Source organism: Pelagibacterium sp. (assembly GCF_035555455.1).
Classification (GTDB): Bacteria; Pseudomonadota; Alphaproteobacteria; order Rhizobiales; family Devosiaceae; genus Pelagibacterium.
This window is the reverse complement of sequence record NZ_DATMGM010000066.1, coordinates 68,967-89,807: the sequence shown is the minus strand read 5'-3', so window position 1 is coordinate 89,807 and position 20,841 is coordinate 68,967. Positions and strand designations below refer to the sequence as shown.

The 20,841-nt window shown below is 61.3% G+C and carries 19 protein-coding genes; 10 read left to right on the top strand and 9 right to left on the bottom strand.

What is annotated here, in order from left to right:
- Positions 1–168 precede the first annotated feature (168 nt).
- Both VNS12_RS13165 and VNS12_RS13160 read left to right on the top strand, forming a co-directional pair.
- Positions 169–504, top strand: coding sequence for a hypothetical protein (locus VNS12_RS13165; protein ID WP_325488301.1), 336 nt, complete (start codon positions 169–171; stop codon positions 502–504).
- 85 nt (positions 505–589) lie between these two features.
- Positions 590–1,267 carry a L,D-transpeptidase gene (locus tag VNS12_RS13160; protein ID WP_325488300.1) on the top strand — a complete coding sequence of 226 codons (678 nt, stop codon included), beginning with the start codon at positions 590–592 and terminating at the stop codon, positions 1,265–1,267.
- Positions 1,268–1,327: 60 nt separating this feature from the next.
- Here the strand turns inward: VNS12_RS13160 and VNS12_RS13155 are convergent, their stop codons facing one another.
- Positions 1,328–1,990 (bottom strand): YiaD family glycine zipper/OmpA-like lipoprotein, encoded by a 663-nt coding sequence (locus VNS12_RS13155; protein WP_325488299.1) that lies wholly within the window; start codon positions 1,988–1,990, stop codon positions 1,328–1,330.
- A gap of 407 nt (positions 1,991–2,397) precedes the next feature.
- Here VNS12_RS13155 and hemA point away from each other — a divergent pair, with 407 nt between their 5' ends.
- Positions 2,398–3,678: a 5-aminolevulinate synthase gene (gene hemA / locus VNS12_RS13150; RefSeq protein ID WP_325488298.1), complete on the top strand. Its 1,281-nt coding sequence runs from the start codon at positions 2,398–2,400 to the stop codon at positions 3,676–3,678.
- Between the two features lie 81 nt (positions 3,679–3,759).
- Here hemA and VNS12_RS13145 read toward each other — a convergent pair whose 3' ends face one another.
- Together VNS12_RS13145 and mscL are read right to left on the bottom strand one after the other, a co-directional pair.
- On the bottom strand, positions 3,760–4,395 hold the full coding sequence (locus VNS12_RS13145) for a response regulator transcription factor (RefSeq protein WP_325488297.1): 636 nt from the start codon (positions 4,393–4,395) through the stop codon (positions 3,760–3,762).
- A gap of 413 nt (positions 4,396–4,808) precedes the next feature.
- Positions 4,809–5,243, bottom strand: coding sequence for a large conductance mechanosensitive channel protein MscL (mscL, locus tag VNS12_RS13140; protein ID WP_325488296.1), 435 nt, complete (start codon positions 5,241–5,243; stop codon positions 4,809–4,811).
- A gap of 141 nt (positions 5,244–5,384) precedes the next feature.
- Between mscL and VNS12_RS13135 the strand changes: the two genes are divergently transcribed.
- Positions 5,385–6,998 carry a hybrid sensor histidine kinase/response regulator gene (locus VNS12_RS13135; protein ID WP_325488295.1) on the top strand — a complete coding sequence of 538 codons (1,614 nt, stop codon included), beginning with the start codon at positions 5,385–5,387 and terminating at the stop codon, positions 6,996–6,998.
- Positions 6,999–7,026: 28 nt separating this feature from the next.
- On the opposite strand, the gene VNS12_RS13130 is transcribed toward VNS12_RS13135, so the two are convergent.
- Entirely contained in the window at positions 7,027–7,686 is a 660-nt protein-coding gene (locus tag VNS12_RS13130) for a response regulator transcription factor (RefSeq protein ID WP_325488294.1), read from the bottom strand.
- Positions 7,687–7,810: 124 nt separating this feature from the next.
- A complete protein-coding gene (locus VNS12_RS13125) occupies positions 7,811–8,260 on the bottom strand; it encodes a MerR family transcriptional regulator (RefSeq protein WP_325488293.1) in 450 nt (149 codons plus the stop codon).
- A gap of 221 nt (positions 8,261–8,481) precedes the next feature.
- Here VNS12_RS13125 and VNS12_RS13120 point away from each other — a divergent pair, with 221 nt between their 5' ends.
- The 3 genes from VNS12_RS13120 (at position 8,482) to VNS12_RS13110 (ending at position 13,528) form a co-directional block, all read left to right on the top strand.
- Positions 8,482–11,757: a peptidoglycan-binding protein gene (locus VNS12_RS13120; protein ID WP_325488292.1), complete on the top strand. Its 3,276-nt coding sequence runs from the start codon at positions 8,482–8,484 to the stop codon at positions 11,755–11,757.
- Positions 11,758–11,840: 83 nt separating this feature from the next.
- Entirely contained in the window at positions 11,841–12,773 is a 933-nt protein-coding gene (locus VNS12_RS13115) for a sulfite exporter TauE/SafE family protein (protein WP_325488291.1), read from the top strand.
- Entirely contained in the window at positions 12,770–13,528 is a 759-nt protein-coding gene (locus tag VNS12_RS13110) for a TIGR02186 family protein (RefSeq protein WP_325488290.1), read from the top strand. The genes VNS12_RS13115 and VNS12_RS13110 overlap by 4 nt, the downstream gene beginning before the upstream one ends.
- On the opposite strand, the gene pdeM is transcribed toward VNS12_RS13110, so the two are convergent.
- Positions 13,525–14,232: a ligase-associated DNA damage response endonuclease PdeM gene (gene pdeM / locus VNS12_RS13105; RefSeq protein ID WP_325488289.1), complete on the bottom strand. Its 708-nt coding sequence runs from the start codon at positions 14,230–14,232 to the stop codon at positions 13,525–13,527. The genes VNS12_RS13110 and pdeM overlap by 4 nt on opposite strands.
- Entirely contained in the window at positions 14,201–16,708 is a 2,508-nt protein-coding gene (locus VNS12_RS13100) for a ligase-associated DNA damage response DEXH box helicase (RefSeq protein WP_325488288.1), read from the bottom strand. Before VNS12_RS13100 ends, pdeM begins: the two co-directional genes overlap by 32 nt.
- Positions 16,709–16,789: 81 nt before the next feature.
- On the opposite strand from VNS12_RS13100, the gene VNS12_RS13095 reads away from it, so the two are divergent.
- The 3 genes from VNS12_RS13095 to VNS12_RS13085 all read left to right on the top strand — a co-directional run bounded on the left by VNS12_RS13095 (position 16,790) and on the right by VNS12_RS13085 (position 19,329).
- Positions 16,790–17,098, top strand: coding sequence for a DUF6460 domain-containing protein (locus tag VNS12_RS13095; RefSeq protein WP_325488287.1), 309 nt, complete (start codon positions 16,790–16,792; stop codon positions 17,096–17,098).
- Positions 17,099–17,209: 111 nt separating this feature from the next.
- A complete protein-coding gene (locus VNS12_RS13090) occupies positions 17,210–17,977 on the top strand; it encodes an SDR family NAD(P)-dependent oxidoreductase (protein WP_325488286.1) in 768 nt (255 codons plus the stop codon).
- A gap of 14 nt (positions 17,978–17,991) precedes the next feature.
- Complete coding sequence (locus VNS12_RS13085; RefSeq protein ID WP_325488285.1) at positions 17,992–19,329, top strand: MATE family efflux transporter; 1,338 nt, start codon at positions 17,992–17,994, stop codon at positions 19,327–19,329.
- A gap of 16 nt (positions 19,330–19,345) precedes the next feature.
- Here VNS12_RS13085 and VNS12_RS13080 read toward each other — a convergent pair whose 3' ends face one another.
- Positions 19,346–20,452: a quinone-dependent dihydroorotate dehydrogenase gene (locus tag VNS12_RS13080; RefSeq protein ID WP_414693122.1), complete on the bottom strand. Its 1,107-nt coding sequence runs from the start codon at positions 20,450–20,452 to the stop codon at positions 19,346–19,348.
- Complete coding sequence (locus VNS12_RS13075) at positions 20,449–20,793, bottom strand: DUF952 domain-containing protein (RefSeq protein ID WP_325488284.1); 345 nt, start codon at positions 20,791–20,793, stop codon at positions 20,449–20,451. The genes VNS12_RS13080 and VNS12_RS13075 overlap by 4 nt, the downstream gene beginning before the upstream one ends.
- Positions 20,794–20,841: the final 48 nt, after the last annotated feature.

Here is a 20,841-nt window from a genome sequence, read left to right as displayed (position 1 = left end):
TGGCATTGATCGGGCGCGGGAGCCAGCCCCATTCCGCCGCATCCACACCCCGGACACGGTCTGAAAGTTGCTCCTGTGCAACACTGTGCCAGCGCGAATACCCACTCACGCCGGTGTGACCAGACTTTGCCACCTTCGCGCCATGATTGCTCCGCTATCGGGTACAGCATGATCCGCTACATACCGATCCTGATGGTGGCTTTGGGCCTGCTTTTGTTGTCGACGTCTTTTGCCGCTGCCAAGTCTTCCGCCGTGTCGACTGGCATTGCCGAGAAGGTGTGCCTGGACATCTCTGCCGCAACGGCTGAACCCGATCAGTCAGGCAGATGCTGGAAGCAACTGGGCATCGGCTTGCTGATTCCAGGCTGCCAGGCCTATGCAAACCTCACCTCAGATAGGGTTTCCTCTTTGCCGGATGCTGGAGTAAGTTGGCCGTCTCTTGCCAATGTCGCTCCGCGCGAAGACCGTATGCCGCCACTCGATCTACCCCCTCCAAGAGCCTGACCGTTCTGGACATCAGCCTTTACCCCGTTAATGGAAGCGCCAGACCCATGTTTGGATAGCGCTGCCGACAGATGAGATTTTCGACATGACCGAGTTATCGATAAGCCGCCGTGGCTTCATGGCTGGCGCTTCGAGCCTGCTGGCGATGACCGCCGCAGGGTGCACCACCATCCTCCCGCCAGCCAGAGCGACACAACAGCAGACGCTGCCTCCTCCCATTCCCGAGGAAGTGGTGATGATGTATGCGGCAAGGCCGGAAGAGCAGTTCCCGCTGCCGGCTGTCGACCTGCGCTATCTCGACCCTCAATATTTCCGCCGGCGCGTGCCCTATCCGACGCTGGAAAAGCCGGGCACGGTGATTGTCGATACCGCCAATTTCTACGTCTATCACGTCGAGAACGACGGGATGGCCATGCGCTATGGCGCCGGGATGGGCCGCGCCGGCTTCGAATGGTCCGGGCGCGGGCACATTGCCTATTCAAGGGAGTGGCCGGTGTGGACGCCGCCTTCGGAAATGGTGGACCGTCAGCCAGAGCTGGAAAAGTGGCGTCGCGGCCAGCCTCCCGGTCTCGACAATCCCCTCGGTGCACGCGCCCTCTACATTCACCAGGGCAACCGCGACACGATCTATCGCGTTCACGGAACGGGCGAAACCTGGACCATCGGACACGCGGTGTCTTCGGGATGCGTCAGGCTGCTGCACCATGACATCATCCACCTGGCCGACAACGTCCGCTACGGCTCTACAATCGTCGTCATGTAAAACAAAAAGAGCGCGCCGGGCTGCGGCGCGCTCTTTTTTTCGACGTATCCTGATCGACGCTTAAGAGCGGATCGGGATAATGCGGAGTTCCACGCGGCGGTTCTGCGAACGGCCGAACTCGGTGGAGTTGTCGGCAATCGGATTGGCCTTGCCACGCCCTTCGACAAAGAAGCGGCGGGAATCGACGCCGAACTCGGCGAGCGTACGCGACACAGAAGTAGCACGCTGCTGCGAGAGGGTCAGGTTGTAGCTGTCCGAACCCGTCGAGTCGGTGTAGCCGATGATATCAACAAGGGTCTGGTTATAGTTCTGAAGCACCAGCGAGACCGAACGCAGGGTGTTCTGGAACTGCGGCTGGACAGCGGATTGATCCACGCCGAAGGTGACGTTGGACGGCATGTTGAGGACGATGTTGTCGCCCACGCGGGTCACCGAAACGCCGCTGCCCTGAAGCTGCGCCCGCAGTTCGGCTTCCTGCTGGTCCATGTAGTTTCCGATAGCACCACCGGCCAGGGCACCCACGCCCGCGCCGATCAGCGCGCCTACGCGCGCGTCGCCAACCGCCGAGCCGATCAGCGCTCCGCCAATGGCTCCGCCGCCCGCGCCAAGCAGTGCTCCGCCCGCCGTGTTGGAGATCTTGGATTCGCCCGTGTAAGGGTTGGTGCTGCAACCCGCCAGCAGGAGGGCTGCGACGGCTGTTAGAACAACTGCCTGTTTCTTCATGTTGAGCTCACCGTTTCGTGATTATGCCGCGATCTTTGGTGGCCAATTGCGGCAGGAACGTGTTTGTGGCCGTGCTTGTGCCTCTTGTATATATAGCGATCCGTGCGACCTGTCAGGCCGGAGTTCCTGGCCGAGGCGTCAGAGGACGAAACTCGCGTCATTGGGTCGCGGCAATCGGCCTGTGGCTTCAGCGGCGTTTCCGTCTATATTTCAAGCGGCGGTCAGGGAGCAAATACTGACCCGACCGGCCAATTTACAAATGACATCCTGTCGCGCGATTTGGTACAGATGATTTCGTACTCCGCGTCCGGGGTGCATCATAATGAGGCGCGCAGGTCTTGAAGCGCGCCCGAATACGGAGCATGCGCCACCGGTTCCCCGCCGGTCACGCCACTGGAGTAGGCCTCATGGATTATCGCGGCATCTTTGAAGATGCGATCGACGCCCTCAGAGTTGAAAAACGCTATCGCGTCTTTGCTGACCTCGAACGCATCGCCGGCAGTTTTCCGCGCGCTATTTTCCGCGATGGCGCCGACAATGCACGTGAAATCACCATCTGGTGTTCCAACGATTATCTCGGCATGGGACAACACCCTGTCGTGGTTGGCGCCATGCAGGAAACCGCGGGCAGGCTGGGCGCTGGCGCCGGCGGCACCCGCAACATTTCCGGAACCAATCGACCGCTGGTCGAGCTCGAACGCTCGCTGGCCGATCTGCACCGCAAGGAAGCGGCGCTGGTGTTCACATCCGGATTCGTCTCCAACGAGGCTTCGATCTCGACCATCGCCCGGCTGATCCCCAATTGTCTGATCCTGTCCGATCAGCTCAATCACGCTTCGATGATCCAGGGCGTGCGCCAGTCCGGTCAGGAAAAGAAGATTTTCCGCCATAACGACATGGAGCATCTGCGTGAGCTCCTGGCAGCCGCTGGCAAGCAGCGGCCCAAGCTGATCGTCTTTGAGTCGGTTTATTCGATGGATGGCGACATTGCCCCGATCGAGCAGATCGCCGACCTGGCGGACGAATTCGGCGCTCTCACCTATATCGATGAAGTCCATGCGGTGGGCATGTACGGCCCGCGCGGCGGCGGCATTTGCGAGCGCGATGGCCTGATGGATCGCATCGACGTCATCGAAGGTACCCTGGCCAAAGGCTTTGGCGTCATGGGCGGTTACATCACCGCCAACAAGGCCATTGTCGACTCAGTGCGGTCCTATGCGCCCGAATTCATCTTCACCACCGCCCTGCCCCCGGCGCTCTGCGCTGCGGCACTTGCGTCGATCGAACACCTCAAGAGTTCGTCTGTCGAGCGTGATGGCCATCAGCGCCAGTCAAACCGCGTCAAGCGGGTGCTGGCGGAAGCCGGCCTGCCGGTGATGCCGACCGAAACCCATATCGTTCCCCTCATTGTCGGAGATGCAAGGCTCTGCAAAGCGGCCAGCGACATGATGATGGAGCGGCATAACATCTACATCCAGCCGATCAACTATCCCACGGTGCCCAAGGGCACGGAGCGGCTGCGTATCACGCCGACGCCATACCATAGCGATGAGATGATCGACGAGCTTTGCGACGCACTGATTTCGGTCTGGCAAACGCTCGATCTTCAGCGCGATTTCGACATGCCGCGGCTGATGGAAAGCAAGCTCACCGCTGGTGACCTTACGCTTCCCACCATGGGCGGCTAACGCGCCACCGGATGTTGTTGTTGAACTGGAGTGCCGAGGCCGGTCCATACGGACCACGGCACTCCCGCAAGAAATGCTGCTTTAGCTGGTCAGGACGATCCGCATGAGGTCGGCGGTATTCCTAGCGCCGAGCTTTTCCATGACGCGGGCGCGGTGCACTTCGATGGTTCGCGGTGAAATGCCCAGTTCGCGCCCGGCCTCCTTGTTGGATTGGCCATTGGTGATCAGTTGCAGCACCTCGCGTTCGCGCGGGGTGAGTTGGGTGAAGCCCCGGATCTCCACCTGACGCTGACCGCCATTGAGAGCGGTCATATGCACATCGCGACGCAAGGTATCGCGCACCGCGCGCACGAAGCGCTCGGAATCCACCGGCTTGACGAATACATCGCTCGCCCCGCCCCGCATGGCCTCAACCGTGCCGTCCACATCGGCATCGTCGGCGAGCATGAATACCGGAATACCCGCCCGCATGTCCTTGATACGCCGCAGGGCAGGCAGCATGTCCTCGTTCCCCAGCAGGAAATTGAGGATGACCACATCGGGACGACGCTGACTGAAACGGGCAATGAAATCATCGCTATTGCGTGACATCACCGTCTGGAATCCTTCCAGCCGGAATAATACATCGAGTGCTTCGCATGTAGGCTGATCGCTGTCGACGATATGAACCAGACGATCGCGATTGAGAAACGGGCGATAAGATATTTCGCTATTCATAGATCTTCTCCACTCCGTAGATCGGCAATCTGATACCTGCGACTGGTGGGTCGCTGCTCGACAGGCCCGCCGGATTACTCCGGCCCATACCCCGGGGAGGCGCGTAACTCTTCCCTTTCGCTCCGGCCTCACTTTCCCGCCAGAGCGAATGTTACGCGTCCCGAATGGTGTACTTTCATGATCGGTCCCCCGAACGGCCTAAGCTGAATCGCGCACGAATTTTGCTATAGGTATCCGGTGTGGCCGACTGGCCTATCGCGTAGTGTTGACTACGTATGAATAGGAATACATTCTTAGGATGGTCAGGACAATAGGATTTAATACGTAGATTTGCAAAATGCCCTGGAGACTGTGCACAAAAAAAGACCCGCTCATCGGAGCGGGCCTTTCCGTGACAATTGAGGGTCGAGAACTCAGGGCTGGGCCTTGAGGATATCCCGAATTTCGGTGAGCAGCACTTCCTCGCGCGGGGGCGCAGCGGGCGCTGGTTCTTCCTTGGGCGTTTCCCGGCGCAACATATTGATGCCCTTGACCAGCATGAAAAGAGCAAACGCCACAATCAGAAACTTCACCACCGCGTTGATGAACAGCCCGATATTGAGCGTTGCAATCCCTGCCGCCTGGGCTGCCGCGAGGGAGGGAACCGCGATGCCATCGGGGTTGGACAGCACGATAAAGAAGTTGGAAAAATCCACTCCTCCGAGGATCAGCCCGATGACGGGCATGAAGATGTCGTCCACCAGAGACGATACGATTGTGCCGAAGGCCCCGCCGATGATGATACCCACGGCCATGTCGACCATATTGCCTTTAACGGCAAATTCCTTGAATTCCTTGACGAATGACATTCCAATGTCCCCTGTCGTTGCTTCCGCCGTCTCCGGCATGTGCCACGCTAGCCCCGATGCCGGGCACCTGTCCATTGGTTCTGCTTGACAATCCAGCTCTCACAGGGCCACCACAAAGCACGATCCGGCAAGGACTGCGGCATGGCCACTCACCCTTATTCGACACTCAACAGTTCCGATGCCAGTCTGGCCGCTGCCATCGACCATCTACCTTATGGTATTGCGGTTTTCGATGCGCGGCTCGATCTGGTCGTCGCCAATGCGCCCTATCGCGCCGGGTTGGCGCTGCCGGCGTCGCTAGTCACCCCCGGCACGCCTCTCGATGAGATTCTGCTGTTCATGGCCCAGCGGGGGGATCTGGGCCCCGGAACGTCGCAAGTTCTGGCCGATCAACGCCGCAGGCTGATCACCGCCGAAGCCATAACGCTTACCCAGCGGACAAATTTCACCGGGGTGCAACTCGAAATCCACACATCGCGGAGGCCCGATGGCGGCCTTGTCGTTTCGTTTTCCGATGTGACCGACCGGGCGAAGGCGGAAGCCGCGCTTGAACAAGTCAACCATACGCTTGAAGAGCGCGTCAACGACCGAACCCGCGCCCTGACTTTGCTCAATGCCGAGCTGGAGCAGGCTCGTTCCAAGGCCGATGAGGCCAACCACGAGAAAACCCGGTTTCTCGCCGCCGCCAGTCATGACCTGCTGCAACCGCTCAATGCGGCGCGGCTCTACACCTCGACGCTTTACGAACGCACCCGCGGCACCCCCGCCGCCGATCTGGCCTCTTCGATCGATGCATCGCTCAACGCGGTCGAGGAGATCATGTCCACCCTGCTCGATATCTCGCGCATGGATTCGGGCGCGCTGAAAGTCACCCGCACCGTCATCGATATCCTCGATCTGCTCAAAAAGATCGAGATAGAGTTCCAGCCGCTGGCTAGCGAAAAATCCATAGACCTCAGGGTGGTCGGCGCATCCTTCATGGTGCGCTCCGATCGTATGTTGTTGGCTCGCGTCATCCAGAATCTGGTCTCCAACGCCATCAAATATACGCGCCCCGGCGGCCGGGTCCTGGTCGGTTGCCGACGGCATGGCGGCACCGTTCGCCTCGACGTGATCGATACCGGCATTGGCATCGATCATCACCAACACGAAGTGATCTTCGCTGAGTTCTCCCGCCTAGAACAAGGTGCGCGGATCGCTCCGGGGCTGGGCCTGGGGTTATCCATCGTCCAGCGCATTCTGACGGCACTCGATCATCCCATGGAAATAGAAAGTGTCGTCGGCAAGGGATCGCGCTTTTCGATCACCGTGCCGCTGGTCTCCGCTGCTGCACCGGCACCAGTTGCCGACGAGGCCGCCATTTCCCGCACCGCTGCCCAGTTCGATGGACTGCATGTCCTGTGCGTCGATAATGAGCGTTCGATCCTCGACGCCATGTCCGGCCTTCTGGAAAACTGGGGCTGCGACGTCAGGACCGCCACCTCGCTCAAGGAAATCGCACAATTGGGAATGCTTGAGGGCTGGGTGCCTGACCTGGTGCTGATGGACTATCATCTGGACCAGACATCGGGTCTCGATGCCATCGAGTGGCTCAAACAGATCGTTGGCGGGCATTTGCCCACCATCCTCGTAACCGCCGATCGCACCCCATCGGTGCGTCAACTGGCGGAAACCCGCGGCACCGCGGTGCTGAACAAGCCGGTCAAGCCCGCTGCCCTGCGCGCCCTGCTCACCCAGATGAGCAAGCGGCTGTAGAGCCGGACGATCGATCGAAACGTATTGGTCAGGAGTGGTTTTCGACCAGTTGTGCAAACTGGCCCTGCTCGATCTTCGAAGCGGCGATCACCGCCTGAGTGCGGCTGTCGACATTGAGCTTTTGCAGGATCGCCGAGACGTGGGCCTTTACCGTCGCCTCTGAAATCGACAGCTCAAAGGCAATCTGCTTGTTCATCAGGCCATCTGACAGCATCATCAGCACACGCACCTGCTGCGGTGTCAGGGTCGCGAGCCGCGACAGAACCTCGGTGTGCTCGTCATGCTCGTCGAGCGAAACCCCCTCAGGCAGCCACAGCCCGCCCGCGAGAATGGTGTCGATCGATTCGCGGATGCGCGCCGCGCTTTCCGATTTTGAGAGGAATCCTGACGCGCCCAGATCGAAGCACCGCCGGATGACCGCAATATCCTCAACCGCCGACACCACCATCACCGGGATTTCGGGGAACTGGGCGCGAAGCAGCAGCAGCCCTGAAAATCCACGCACTCCAGGCATGTTGAGATCGAGCAGCACCAGATCGCAATCGCGATCGGCTTCCAGAGCGGCGCTCAACCCCTCGATGTCACCCGCCTCTTCGAACACCATTTGGCCACCGGTGTTTTCGAGCGTTTGCCGCAAGGCGGACCGAAACAGCGGATGGTCGTCGACAATGATGATGCGATGGCTCATTGGGGCAGAGGTCCTCGCCGGACTGGATCGATGGATGGACCCATAGTAGTCCTCAATCGTAAATACAATCGAAGATAATGCGAAGATCGCTCTCGGAATCAAGCAATTCCAATCCGATCACCCCTCAGATGATATCACCCCGCCCATCGGGGTCCTGTGGCTCGGCCAGCATGCCCTCGATGATTTCTTCCACGCGCGCGAGTTCGGCCAGCGATTTTTCAATTGCGCTGCGGCGCTGCTGGAGCAGCAAGCGCTGGTGGTGGACCTTGTCGAGCGCCCGGCGAAGATGATCGTAAGAGCCGTCGCGCAAATCGTAGGTATCGAGGTATTCCTGGATTTCGCGAAGGGTCAGCCCCACCTGCTTGCCGTCCAGAATGATCCGCAAGCGCAACCGATCCCGATTGGAATACAGGCGCTTGTTGCCGACCCTGCGGGGGCGCAGCATGCCCTTGTCTTCATAGAAGCGCAGGGTCCGATGGGTGATCGAGAACGCGTCGGCGAGTTCGGCGATCGTATAGATCGCCGGGCCCTCACCCCGGCGCGCGGCGCGGTCCTTGCGAATGGGTCCGGTCATCCTTGCATCTTATCGCTAGAAAAAGGCGGTGCAGATCGGCTCAGATCACCATGATCGGCGATCCGACGCAATCCATGCGCAAAATCGCCAGTTGTTTCAATGCGACATCGGCGCCCGGTTAACGCGATATTTACCATAAACCGCAAAGAGTCAGGATAGGCGATTCCTTCGCTTGGAAACGGCGCAAACCATGTGCTGTCGAGAGCCTGTCGGGAAGCAAGATGGCGCGAACACATCCTCAATATGACTGGACCGAGCCGCAACCCGGCTATAAGCGCTCGAACGGCGCTGAGTGGGAAAGCCTGCGCAACGAATTGGTAGCGCTGCTCGATCAGGTGGAAGATCAGGTCGCGACTGTGCACTCGGCCAGAGCGCGACCCGTTCCGGCGAAGCCCGTTCCCGCCGCCGAAACCGCCAACGACCGTCATTCGGAAGCCCTGCGGAGCGTGCGCCATGCCGTGACGCGGCTGGCCGACCGTCCCACCGAGGAGCGCCCGGTCATGCGCGACAGCGTCATCGACGCCATCGGCAAGATACGCGCCCGCCAGACCGGCGGCGCTCAGCCAGCCCCTGCCCCGGTGCCGGCCTCCCCCCCGGCAGCCAGCCCCGAAACATCCCAGTTCGCTGATTTCGCCCGCTCCCTCGATGCTCTTGGTGACCGGATCGGACAGTTCGAATCGAGCATTGGCGAGCAGATCGCAACGCTTGGTGGCCATGAGGATATTTCCACTCAGATCGCGCAACTGAGCGAAGTCATCGAGTTGCTGGCCGGCGCCGTTGGCGAAACCGGGCAGATCAAGCACATCGAAGCGCAGATCGGCACCCTGGCCGAGGCGATCGCCACCGAACGCCACTCCAGCACCGATGCGACCAATCAGCGTATCGATGACCTTTCCGGCATCATCGAGAAGCTCGTTACCCATCAGATCGATACCAGCCGCTCCGAAGCCCGCTCTGCTGCCGAAGCCGATGAGCGGCAGACGCGGACGATGGCGATGATCGAGCAGAGCGTGCGCGACATCTATGATCGGATCGACAGCCTGGAGGATACGCAGTCCAATCCATCCGAGGCCATAGAACGGCTGGGCCGCGATATGGCGGCGCTGGCCGATGCGGTCAGCCACCAGAGCGATCCGCAAGAGCTGCTGGCAAGAATCGATACCCTTAGCGCGCGCATTGCCGGCATGGAACCGCCAAGCCGGAACGAAGCCACCTTGCTCGCCGAGAGCGTCTCGGTTCTGCGCGATGTGATTGCAGAAACCATCGAACCGCGTTTCGCCCGCCTTGAGCAGCGCATCGATGTGCTGGGCACCGCCGAACCGGCTCCGACGGACGATATAGAGGCGCAGTTGCGGCACATTGCCCAGCGCGTCGATGATGCCAGCGCACAGTTGCGCAACCTCGCCGCCCTTGACGCACAGCCAGCACCCGCCCTGCCCGATTTTAGCGTGCTGGCGGATCTCATTGCGCAAAAGACCCGTGAAGCTGAAGGACTTCAGCAACGCGAGAGCGACGGCGTGGAGAAAGCCGACCTCGATGCGCTTGAAGACCGGCTTGCGACGCTGTTTGCACAGTCCGCAAACGGCGAGCGCGAGGCCGAGCACCTTGAAGGCGTGCGCAGCTCAATCGCGCAGGTGGACAATCGCATCGCGCGGCTCGAAGCGCTGCTCAACACGCGTCCGGTGGCAGCTCCCGAAGCCGAGGCTGCACCCCGGCCGCGCCGCAAGCCCGATGACGCGATGCCAGCCGATCCGACCACCGGTGAAGCCCATCGCGCCGCAGATCCGTTCGTCGATGTTCCCGAGCACGGCGACCCCGCGCCTGCCGTTGACACAGCGTTTGCCATCGATCCAGCCACTATCGCCCGTCCGGCCAAGCCGCAACCGAGCTTCATTGCTGGCGGAGAAACCTCAACCCAACCGGTACTGCCCGAACGCAAGCGCGACAGTACACCGGAAATGCCCAATGTCAGCCGTGCCAGCTTCATTGAAGCAGCCCGCCGCTCGGCGCGCCAGCCCGAACCGGTTGTGGAAGACGAGCCCAAATCGCTGATCGCCCGTGCGCTGGCCCGTTTTCAACGCAGCGAAGCCGAATTGGCGCCGGAACCGGCTGCCGATGCGCTTCCGGTCAGCGCGCCGCTGATGGCTGAGACTTTGGACGCTATCGAAGACGACCTTGCCGATGAGGGTCCGCTGCCGGGCTTTTTCGCCCGCAATCGGCGGGCCTTGCTGCTGGGCACCGCATTGGTTGTGGTTGCCGCGCTCGCCCTGCCTCTCGCCCTCAACCGCATCATGCCAGCCCGGCCGGACAATTCCCAGACGGCTGCCCTTTCGCTACCCGCTGAACCGGCAAGTGCCGATGTGGAGGCCGAAGCGCCCGCACCGGACACTGTGCTTGAAGAGTTGAGCGTCATCGAGCCTCTCGTCGAAGACGATGCGAGCGAAGCCGACAGCCTGATATCGGATGTTCGCATCATCGAGCAGCCATCGCGCCTCACCGCCGCGCAAGTCGATGCCCAATCGTTTACCGCGACGCCCACAATCGACCCGATGGTCACAGCGGCCATATCGCCTGCGGCAAGCAGCTATGCCGCAACGGGCACCGCCGCCAGTGCCGCAGACGCGATCGTCGCCCAACTGCCTGCGATCGCGGTACCGGAAGCGATCGAGCCCGAAGCTTTGCGGGCCGCCGCTGAGGATGGCGACCGCTTCGCCCAGTTCGAGGTGGGTGCGCTCCTGACCGAGGGCACAGTGGTCGAGCAGGATTTTGCGCAGGCGGCCGCCTGGTATGAACGCTCTGCGGCGCAAGGGTTTGCTCCTGCGCAATATCGCCTCGCCAGCCTCTATGAAAGCGGCCGCGGCGTTGAACGCGATCTTGAACTGGCGCGGCTGTGGTATCAGCGCGCAGCGGAGGCGGGCAACCGCATGTCCATGCACAACCTCGCCTCGCTCTACGCCGGTGGCGAACTCGCCAGCCAGGATTTTTCCGCCGCGGCGCACTGGTTCGAAGAGGCGGCGGCGCGAGGCATGACCGACAGCCAGTTCAATCTGGGCATGCTGCATGCGCGCGGCCTCGGGGTCGATCAGGATTTCGAGCAGTCCTATGTGTGGTTTTCCCTTGCAGCGCGCTCGGGCGACGAGGATGCGGCCAACGCCCGCGATGACGTTGTCCGTTCGCTCGATGCAGACGCGATTCGAGCGTTGGACGAGACGATCGGGGCCTGGAAACCATCCGAAATCGACCTGGCTGCCAACTTTGCGCCGATCGGAACGTGGGACACCGCCTTTGATCCCGGGCCAGCCATTGGAAATCGTGATGTCATCCTGCGCGTACAGATGCTTTTAGGAAAGCTCGGTTATGATATTGGATCGCCAGATGGAATTTCCGGCCCCAAAACCCGGGAAGCCATCGTGGCATTCGAACGTGCGACCGGAATGAGCGAAAGTGGCGCCATCAATCCGCGCCTGCTCGCCGTTCTTGGAAGCCAGCCGGTCTGACCCGTGCAGCCGGTCCCTTAAAACCACGCTACAGGACGCATCGCCAGGCGCCCGGTGGCTCCTGCCTATGATTGGGCCCGGCCGTGCTGATCTATTTGCCCATTGCGGAAATGTCGGTGAACCTGTTCTTCCTTGTGGGGATCGGGGCCGCCATCGGCTTTCTGTCAGGGCTGTTCGGGGTCGGCGGGGGATTTCTGCTCACGCCACTGCTGATCTTTTCCGGTGTGCCCGCCCCGGTTGCGGTCGCTTCGGTGACCGGACAGGTCGTGGCCGCCTCGACTTCCGGGTCGCTTTCTTACTGGCGGCGCGGGGGCATCGACCTGACGCTCGCGCTGTTCCTTGTCATCGGCGGCGTGGCCGGCGCAGTCGTTGGCGTGTGGATATTCGATCTCCTGCGCACTTTCGGACAGCTCGATCTGGCAATTTCCTTTGGCTACCTGATCTTTCTCGGCGCGATCGGCACATTGATGCTGATCGAAGCTGTGCGTTCCCTGTTGCGCTCGCGCGAAGGCGGACCACCCCAGCGCCGGCAGTCCGGCCAGCATAGCTGGGTGCATGGGCTCCCGCTGCGTGTGCGGTTCAAGCGCTCCAAGCTTTATATTTCGATCATTCCAGTCGTCGGCATCGGCTTTTTTATCGGCATTGTGGGATCGTTGCTGGGGATCGGGGGCGGCTTTATCCTGGTGCCCGCGCTGGTCTATCTCCTGCGCATTCCTGGTTCGGTGGTCGTGGGCACCTCGTTGCTGCACGTGCTTGCGGTGATGGCGGCGACCTGTGTGCTGCATGCGGTGCAGAGCCAAAGCGTGGACATCATCCTGGCTTTCTGCCTGATGGTGGGCAGCGTGGCCGGAGCCCAGTTCGGCGCTTCGGCGGGGCAATATCTGCGCGGCGACCAATTGCGCGCCTTGCTGGCGCTGATCGTCCTCGGTGTTGCCATCCGATTTGCGCTCAGTCTGTTCCTTTCTCCTACCGACCCGTTCTCAATGGCGGTGCTCAGCTTTGGGGAAACGATATGATCGCAAGGGCGCTTCTTTCGCTGATCGCGCTCCTTGCCACATGCGTGGCGGCTCAGGCGCAGGGGCTGGTGTTCAGCACATCCGACCCGACAATTTCGATCCATTCGAATTTCGCAGGCGAGACCATCACTTTGTTCGGCAATATCGAGCCAAGCATGGACGGCACCCCGCCGCAGGGATCATACGATGTCGTCCTGGTGATCCGGGGACCGGTAGCCGAACGGGTGGTCCGCCACAAGGCGCGTCAGTTCGGCCTGATGCTCAACGCCGACTATGCGCTGTTCTCCAGCCTGCCCTCGTTCTATCGGGTGCTGTCCAGCCGACCCCTGGAAACGCTGCTTGCACCTGAAACCATCATTGAGCGCCAGCTCACCATGGAGGTTCAGGCGACCAACGCTCTTGCCGAAACCAGTGGCGACGAGGCGCTGTTTGAAAGCGAACTGGTGCGGTTGATGAACAACGCCAGCCTGTTCCGAACCGACGAGCGGGGTGTTGCCTTTCTGTCACCGACGTTTTTCTCTGCCCGCGTGGTGCTTCCGGTCAACGTACCGAACGGGGTATTCCTCGCGCAGGCGCTGGTCATCCAGGACGGGGAAATCGTGGCAGAACGCGCACAGCGGTTCTTCGTGCAAAAATCGGGCTTCGAACGGTTTCTGGGCGAAGCCGCCGTGGGTCATCCGCTCCTGTACGGCCTCGCCTGTGTAGCGCTGGCCCTGATCACTGGCTGGCTCGGCGGTGTCCTGTTCCGGCGCTAACCCCTGATGAGCCTCTGCACACTGACCGGGTAGGCACGATCGCGGCCCAGCATCATTACCCGCAACCGGCTCGGCTCGAACAGCCCATCGAACGCAGGCGAGAGAATATTAAGGCTGCCCGTCGACGCGCCATAGGCGGGCAGGATCATCAGATGATCATCCCAGGCAAAGCAGCGCCGGCGCGAAGATTTGCCGTTCATCGCTACCTTGGCCGCCGGGTGCAGGTGACCCGCAATCAGTCCTGAAATCCCGCGCGTCGGAATATGCCGCAACGAGCAGCCTGCGGCGGACAGTTCCGAATGCCACCTGCCGCCCAAGCCGTGCGGCGCAGGATCGTGATTGCCGGCGATCCACGCCCATTCCACGGCATCCACGAGGTCTGCCAACCTCTGCCGGTCCTTCGGCAACAGGGTCGCCGTGCCTTCATCCCGGTGGAAACTATCGCCCAGGGCGAAGACTTTCTTTGCACCAGAGGCGGCAATATCGCGTTCGAGGCGTGACAAGGTCATGCCTGTGTCATAGGGGGGCAGAAGCTGCCCGGACCGGGCAAAGCTCGACAGCTTTTCAAGGTGCAGATCGGCAACCAGCAGCGCTTTGAAGGCTGGCCAATAGAGGGCACCAGAAGCCATCGGCTGGAAAGTCTCGCCTGCGAACCGAATCGCGGACATCTCGTCACTGTCGAAGGCGGGCTGGGTCTGCGCCAAAATCCATTGCCTCTGCAATCAGGTCATCGGCGGCTTCGCGCAGGACGGCATCCCGCGCCTCGCCAAAGATCGGCTCCTTGCCGATATCGAGCATCACCGGTACCGCAAGAGGGGAGATCCGGTCCAGCCTCATATGGCGGATGTGGCGCCGGATGCGCTTGAGAGCGACACCCAACCGTTCGATGTCGAGCAGTCCGCGCGCCGCATCGTGCCGCGTTGCTTCGATCAGGATGTGATCGGGCTCGTGCTGATAGAGCACGTCATAGATGATGTCCGAACTCACAGTGATCTGCCGCCCGGTTTTCTCTTTGCCCGGATGCCGACGTTCGATCAGCCCGGCAATGATGGCGCAATTGCGGAAGGTGCGCTTCATCAGCGCCGATTCATCGAGCCAGGCTTCCAGATCATCCCCCAGCATGTCTTCATCAAAAAGCTGATCGAGGGACAGCCGGCCCGACGCGATCAAAGCCCCAAGATCCGATGCGCACCAGACGGCAATCGCATAATCGGAGGCGACAAACCCAAGGGGTTGAGCCCGGGCCCGTTCGAGCCGACGGGTGAGCAGCATGCCCAGCGTCTGGTGCGCCAATCGTCCTTCGAACGGGTAGCAAACCATGTAATGCTTGTCGGCTCGCGGAAAGGTTTCGACCAGCAAGCTGTCCCTGTCGGGCAGCATCGACGCGTAATTTTGCAGGTCCAGCCACTGCCTCACCTGATCGGGCAGCACACGCCAGTGTTCCGGGTTGGCAAGAATGCGCCTCACACCGTCTGCAAGGAATGTCGAGAGCGGGAACTTTCCGCCCATGTAAGAGGGTATTTTCGGACTATCCGAAAAGGCGCGCGAAACATAGGCCTCGGTCTCCACCACGCCCTCGAAAGCGACGATCTCGCCGCCAAACATGAAGGTGTCGCCCCGCACCAACTGGTCGATAAAATACTCCTCGATTTCGCCCAGCACCCTGCCGCCACGCCCGATCGGTCCGGTGGTCGCCCCTTTGCGGACCCCACGTGCCCGCACCAGACGCACCCTGAGCATTGGCTCTTCGACGATGGTGCCGACATTCAGGCGATATTGCTGGGCAACCTGCGGATTAGCGATACGCCAGAGTCCATCGGGCGTTTTGCGCAGTTTGGCGAAGCGCTCATAGGCCCGCAACGCGTAGCCACCAGTCGAAACGAAATCGAGCACCCGGTCGAACTTTTCCCGCGTAAGTTGGCGATAGGGCCACGCGCGGGTGATCTCATCATAGGCCTCGTCTGCATCGAGCGGAGCGGCACAAGCGAGGCCAAGCACATGCTGGGCCAGCACGTCCAATCCGCCCGCAAGCGGGGGTTCGCTATCCTGCAGGCCCGCTGCCACCGCCTCCAGCGCCGCCTCGCATTCGAGCACCTCGAACCGGTTAGCGGGAACGAACAGCGCCTTGGAGGGCTCGTCAAGCCGGTGGTTGGAGCGCCCGATGCGCTGGAGCATGCGCGAGGCCCCTTTGGGCGCCCCCACCTGCACGACAAGATCAACATCGCCCCAGTCGATGCCCAGATCTAGGGTCGATGTGCACACGACGGCGCGCAAGGCTCCGGAGACCATGGCGCTTTCCACCTTGCGGCGTTGCTCCACCGAGAGCGAGCCGTGGTGCAGCGCGATCGCCAGTCCGTCCTCATTGATCGCCCACAGGTTCTGGAACAGCATTTCGGCCTGGCTGCGGGTGTTGACGAACAACAGGGTCGTTCCGTGCTGCTTGATAGTCTCGTAGAGATCGGGCACCGCATAGGCCGCCGAATGGCCGGCCCAGGGCAGGCGCTCATCGCTGGCCAGAATGGACAGTTCGGGAGCCACCCCGCCGGGTGCATTGATCAGCACGGCAGACCGCGGAGCGACGGGGAGCGCGATCCATTCGCGCAGCGTTTCGGGTTGGGCGATCGTCGCAGAGAGCGCTGTTACCCTGACCTCTTGCGCCAATGTCGCCAGCCTTGCCACACCGAGGCTGAGCAGATCGCCACGCTTGGACGTGACCAGCGCATGCAATTCATCGAGCACAATACGCTTCAGGCCTTTGAACAGAGTGGCACTTTCAGGATGGCTGAGCAGCAGGGCCAGTTGCTCGGGGGTCGTCATCAGGATATGCGGCGGGTCGACGCGCTGGCGCTGCCGCCGCGCAGCCGGAGTATCCCCTGTCCGCGTCTCGATCCGAATCCCAAGGCCCATTTCGCGCACAGGATCGGCCAGATTACGCGCCACATCGACGGCCAGCGCCTTGAGGGGAGAGATGTACAGCGTGTGCAGGCCGGTTGCGGGATTTTCGATCAGGTCCTGGATCGAGGGCAGAAAACCGGCAAGGGTCTTGCCGGCCCCGGTCGGGGCGATCAACAGCACCGAATTGCCGCTTTGCTCGGCAGCCAGAACAGCCAGCTGATGCTCGCGGGCCCGCCATCCTCTGCTTGCAAACCAGTTCGCGATGATGGGGGAAAGAATGCTCAACGGCGGTTGTCCCCTTTAACTGGCCATTTTCCGGGCTTATGTGACCTCATCAAAGGTCCCACAGGCGAGAACGATACCCCAATGCCCGACACAATGGACAAGCGCGAGACAAGACAAAGGCCCGGATGGGTGGAAACGTTCCTTGGCGGCTCGCCGGGGCGGGTTGTCGTCCGTCTCATCCTCATGAGCCTTTTTGTAGGTTTCATGATGTCGATTTTCGGCATCAGCCCTCAGGCCATCCTCGGATCGATCGAACGATTCTTCAATTCGATCTTCGATAACGGTTTTGAGGTGCTTCGCAGTGGGTTCAGTTACGTGTTGACCGGCGCGGTTCTGGTGCTCCCGCTGTGGTTCATCGGTCGCCTGCTCGCGGCGGGACGCAGACGATAAACGCAATTGTTGCATACTGCTGTTGAGCCGGGTCGCGCCCGGCCTTAGGATGGTTGCGCAGCTCTTTGTTGGCTGCGCTTCTATCCATCGTCGCGTTCCCAGGATCAGGCCATGCTCCCCGTCATTTTCATTACCGGTGCCACCTCCGGATTCGGCGCCGCCACAGCCCGGCTGTTTGCAAAGAATGGCTGGAAGGTGATTGCCACGGGCCGCCGCCGCGATCGCCTCGCCGAACTGGAAGCGGAATTTCCCGAGATCGTCCATGGCATCGAAATGGACCTGACCGACAAGGCCTCGATTCAGCGTGCAGCTGCTGCCATCCCGGAAAACTTCAAACCCATCACATGCCTGTTCAACAATGGCGGTCTGGCGTTGGGCACCGGCGCGATCCCCAATGTCGATACCGACCAGTGGCAGACCATGATCGACACAAACATCATGGGCCTGCTGCATACCACCGTTGAAGTCCTGCCGTTGGTGAAGCAGGTCGGACGCGGGTCCTCGATCATCAATGTGGGCTCGATCGCGGGGCGTTTCCCTTATACCGGCGGCAACGTCTATGGCGCGACCAAGGCTTTCGTGCACCAGTTCTCGATGAACTTGCGCACCGACACCATGGGGACCGGCATCCGGGTCACCTCGGTCGAGCCCGGCCACGCAAAATCGGAGTTTACGGCCGTTCGCATGGGCGGTGATTTCGAGGCCAACGAAACCATGTACGCGGACAATGAGCCGCTGCTGCCTGAAGACATCGCGCAAACCGTGTGGTGGATCGCCACCCTGCCCCCGCATGTCAACATCAACTTTATCGAGATCATGCCGGTTTGTCAGGTTCCCACCCGCCCGGTGATCCTGAGCAAAAGCGATTTCCACAGCTAGGCCGTTTTCCTTCCATGAGTGCTGGTATTCACCCCTTCGAGGTTCGCCACCGCGATGTGTGGGCCATAGCGGTTCCCGCCTCGATTGCCTTTATCACCGAGCCGTTGGCCGGGGTCATCGACACGGCTGTTATCGGGCAATTGGGCGATGCCGGTCTGCTTGGCGGGCTGGCGCTGGGAACGGTTGCCTTCAGCGTGATTTTTTCCCTGGCCTTCTTCCTGCGCTTTGGAACAGCCGGGCTGACGGCCCAGGCCGTGGGGGCTCGCGATCCGCTCCAAGGCCTGCTGCATATGGCGCGCGCCATGCTCGTGGCGGTGTTGATGGGCGTCGTGCTGCTTGCCCTCTCCAACCCGATCCATGCGGGCTTCGCCTTCGCTCTGGCCCCGCCTGCGGAATCCGCCGAGGCATTTTCCGACTACATGTTCGTGCGCATGGTGTCGGTGCCGTTCGTGCTGGTCAATTTCGTACTGCTGGGCTGGTTCTATGGCCGGGCCGATGCGCGCACGGGCATGTCGCTGCAGCTGCTCATCAACGTCATCAATGTCGTCTTGTCGATCACCTTCGTGCAAGGATTGGGCTGGGGCGTACGCGGCGCGGCATGGGGCACCGTGATCGGGCAGATCACGGCGTGCCTGTGGGGATTGACCATTGTTGTACGTCATTATGGTGGTCTTCGCTTCATCGTTGATCACACCCCGGCGGCGGCGCTGTTCGATCTGGCGGCCGTGCGTCGCATGGTGGCCATCAGCCGGGACCTGATCATTCGGTCGCTGGCCCTGATGACGGCCTTCGCCCACTTCGCGGCACAAGGTGCGCGGGTGGATGAGGTCGCCCTTTCCGCCAATGCCATCCTGATGCAGTTATTCGCGATTTCTGCCTTCTTTCTCGATGGCCTCGCAACTGCCGTCGAGCAATTGTCAGGACGTGCCGTGGGCGCGCGCTGGCGCCCGGCGTTCGAGCAGGCTATCCGGTTGGGTCTTGGATGGGGGTTCCTGATCGCTTTGGGCCTGTCGGCCCTGCTGATGGTCGGCGGCTGGGTCGCCATCGATGTGATGACCACCAACACCCAGGTGCGGGAAACGGCCCGGGTCTATCTGGTGATGGTGGCTTTGACACCGCTGAGCGGCATGCCAGCCTTCGTCTATGATGGCGTGATGATCGGGGCCATGCTGAACGCCACCATGCGCAACGGCATGGTGATTTCGCTCGCCATCTATCTGGCAACAGCCACAGTGCTGATGCCGGTTCTCGGGCTTTGGGGCCTTTGGATAGCGCTGCATACGCTGCTGCTGGTACGCGCCGCCATCTATGCGTGGACGATCGAGCAGCGAAAGGCCCAGCTTTTCGGCTAAAGCGGTTTCAGGTTCTCTAGGCGATTTCGCCCCGGCCCTCTGCCCAATCCGCCACAGCTGATCCGGTCAAGCCGGCAACGCTGGTCAGCCCTCGCTGGGACACCGCTTGCGAGAGGCCGGCATTAATGGTGTTGATCATCTCCATGCCGCCATACACCAGCGCGGAATAGAGCTGCACGATATTGGCTCCGGCCTCCAACTTGGCGATGGCGCTTTGAGCGGAATGGATGCCGCCCACGCCGACCAGGGGAAAATCCGGCCCCAGCCGCTGGCGCATCTGGGCCAGCCTGCGCGTCGAGAGGGCAAACAGCGGCTTGCCCGACAATCCACCGGCCTGTTCGGAATTGGTGAGCCCCGCCACCGCATCGCGTGAAATCGTGGTGTTGGAAACGATCAGCCCATCGATGCCACTGTCGAGCACAGTCCGCGCGATCGAATCCATTTCGCCCTCATCAAGGTCGGGCGCAATCTTGAGCAGGATCGGGGTCTGTCTGGGTTGAGCCGAACGAGTCTCGACCAGCGCACCGAGCAGGCGTTTGAGCGCGTCTTCCGCCTGAAGATTGCGCAGACCGGGAGTATTGGGCGAAGAGATATTGGCGGTGAGGTAATCGGCCAGCGGCGAGAAAGTCACGACACCGGCAACATAATCGGCAACGAAATCGTCGCTGTCCTTGTTGGCTCCGATATTGACGCCGACGACCTGCCCCGGCGCGCGCCGTTTCAGGCGCTCCGCAGCCGCTTGGTGGCCCTCATTGTTGAACCCCAGCCTGTTGACCACCCCCATCACCTCGGGAATGCGAAAAACCCGTGGCGTCGGATTGCCCGACTGCGGGCGCGGCGTCACGGTTCCCACCTCGACGAATCCGAACCCCATTCGCGCGAGGGCAGAGAACGCCTCGCCATTCTTGTCGAAACCAGCTGCCATCCCGATGGGGCTGGGCAGGTCGAGGCCACAAAACGTCGTGGCAAGGTTCGAGGGCAGTTGCTCGCCCCCAGGTACAAGGCCAAAGCGCAAGGCATTGATGGTTGCGCGGTGTGCCGTTTCCGCATCCATGCGCATCAAAGCGCCCTGCGCCAGCTTCTGCATGGCCGCATTGCGCATCAGGCTATCGAATACCATCATACTACCTCTGAAAGATCGAAGCTGCCGTCCGGGCCGGCATCGAGAAGAAATTCGGCGCTCACAGCAGCCATAGGCAGGGGAGCGTAAAGATGGGGAAAAAGCGCGCCGCCCCGGGAGGGCTCCCAGCGCAGCTCGGCAGCGATCAGATCGGGGTCCACCCGGGCCACCACCAGCCCCGTCCGTCCGCGATAGTGCCTATCGAGCGTTTCGGCCAGTTGTTCTGCTGTTGAAAAGTGGATGTATCCATCGGCGAGATCGACTGCGGTACCTTCGAGTCGCCCGGCTGATTTTGCTGCCGCCCACTCATCTGAGGCAACGATCTTGTAAATGGGATCGGCCATTTGCTCTCCACCTGCTTCAAGGTCTTGTCTTGCCGCGCTTCCGAACCG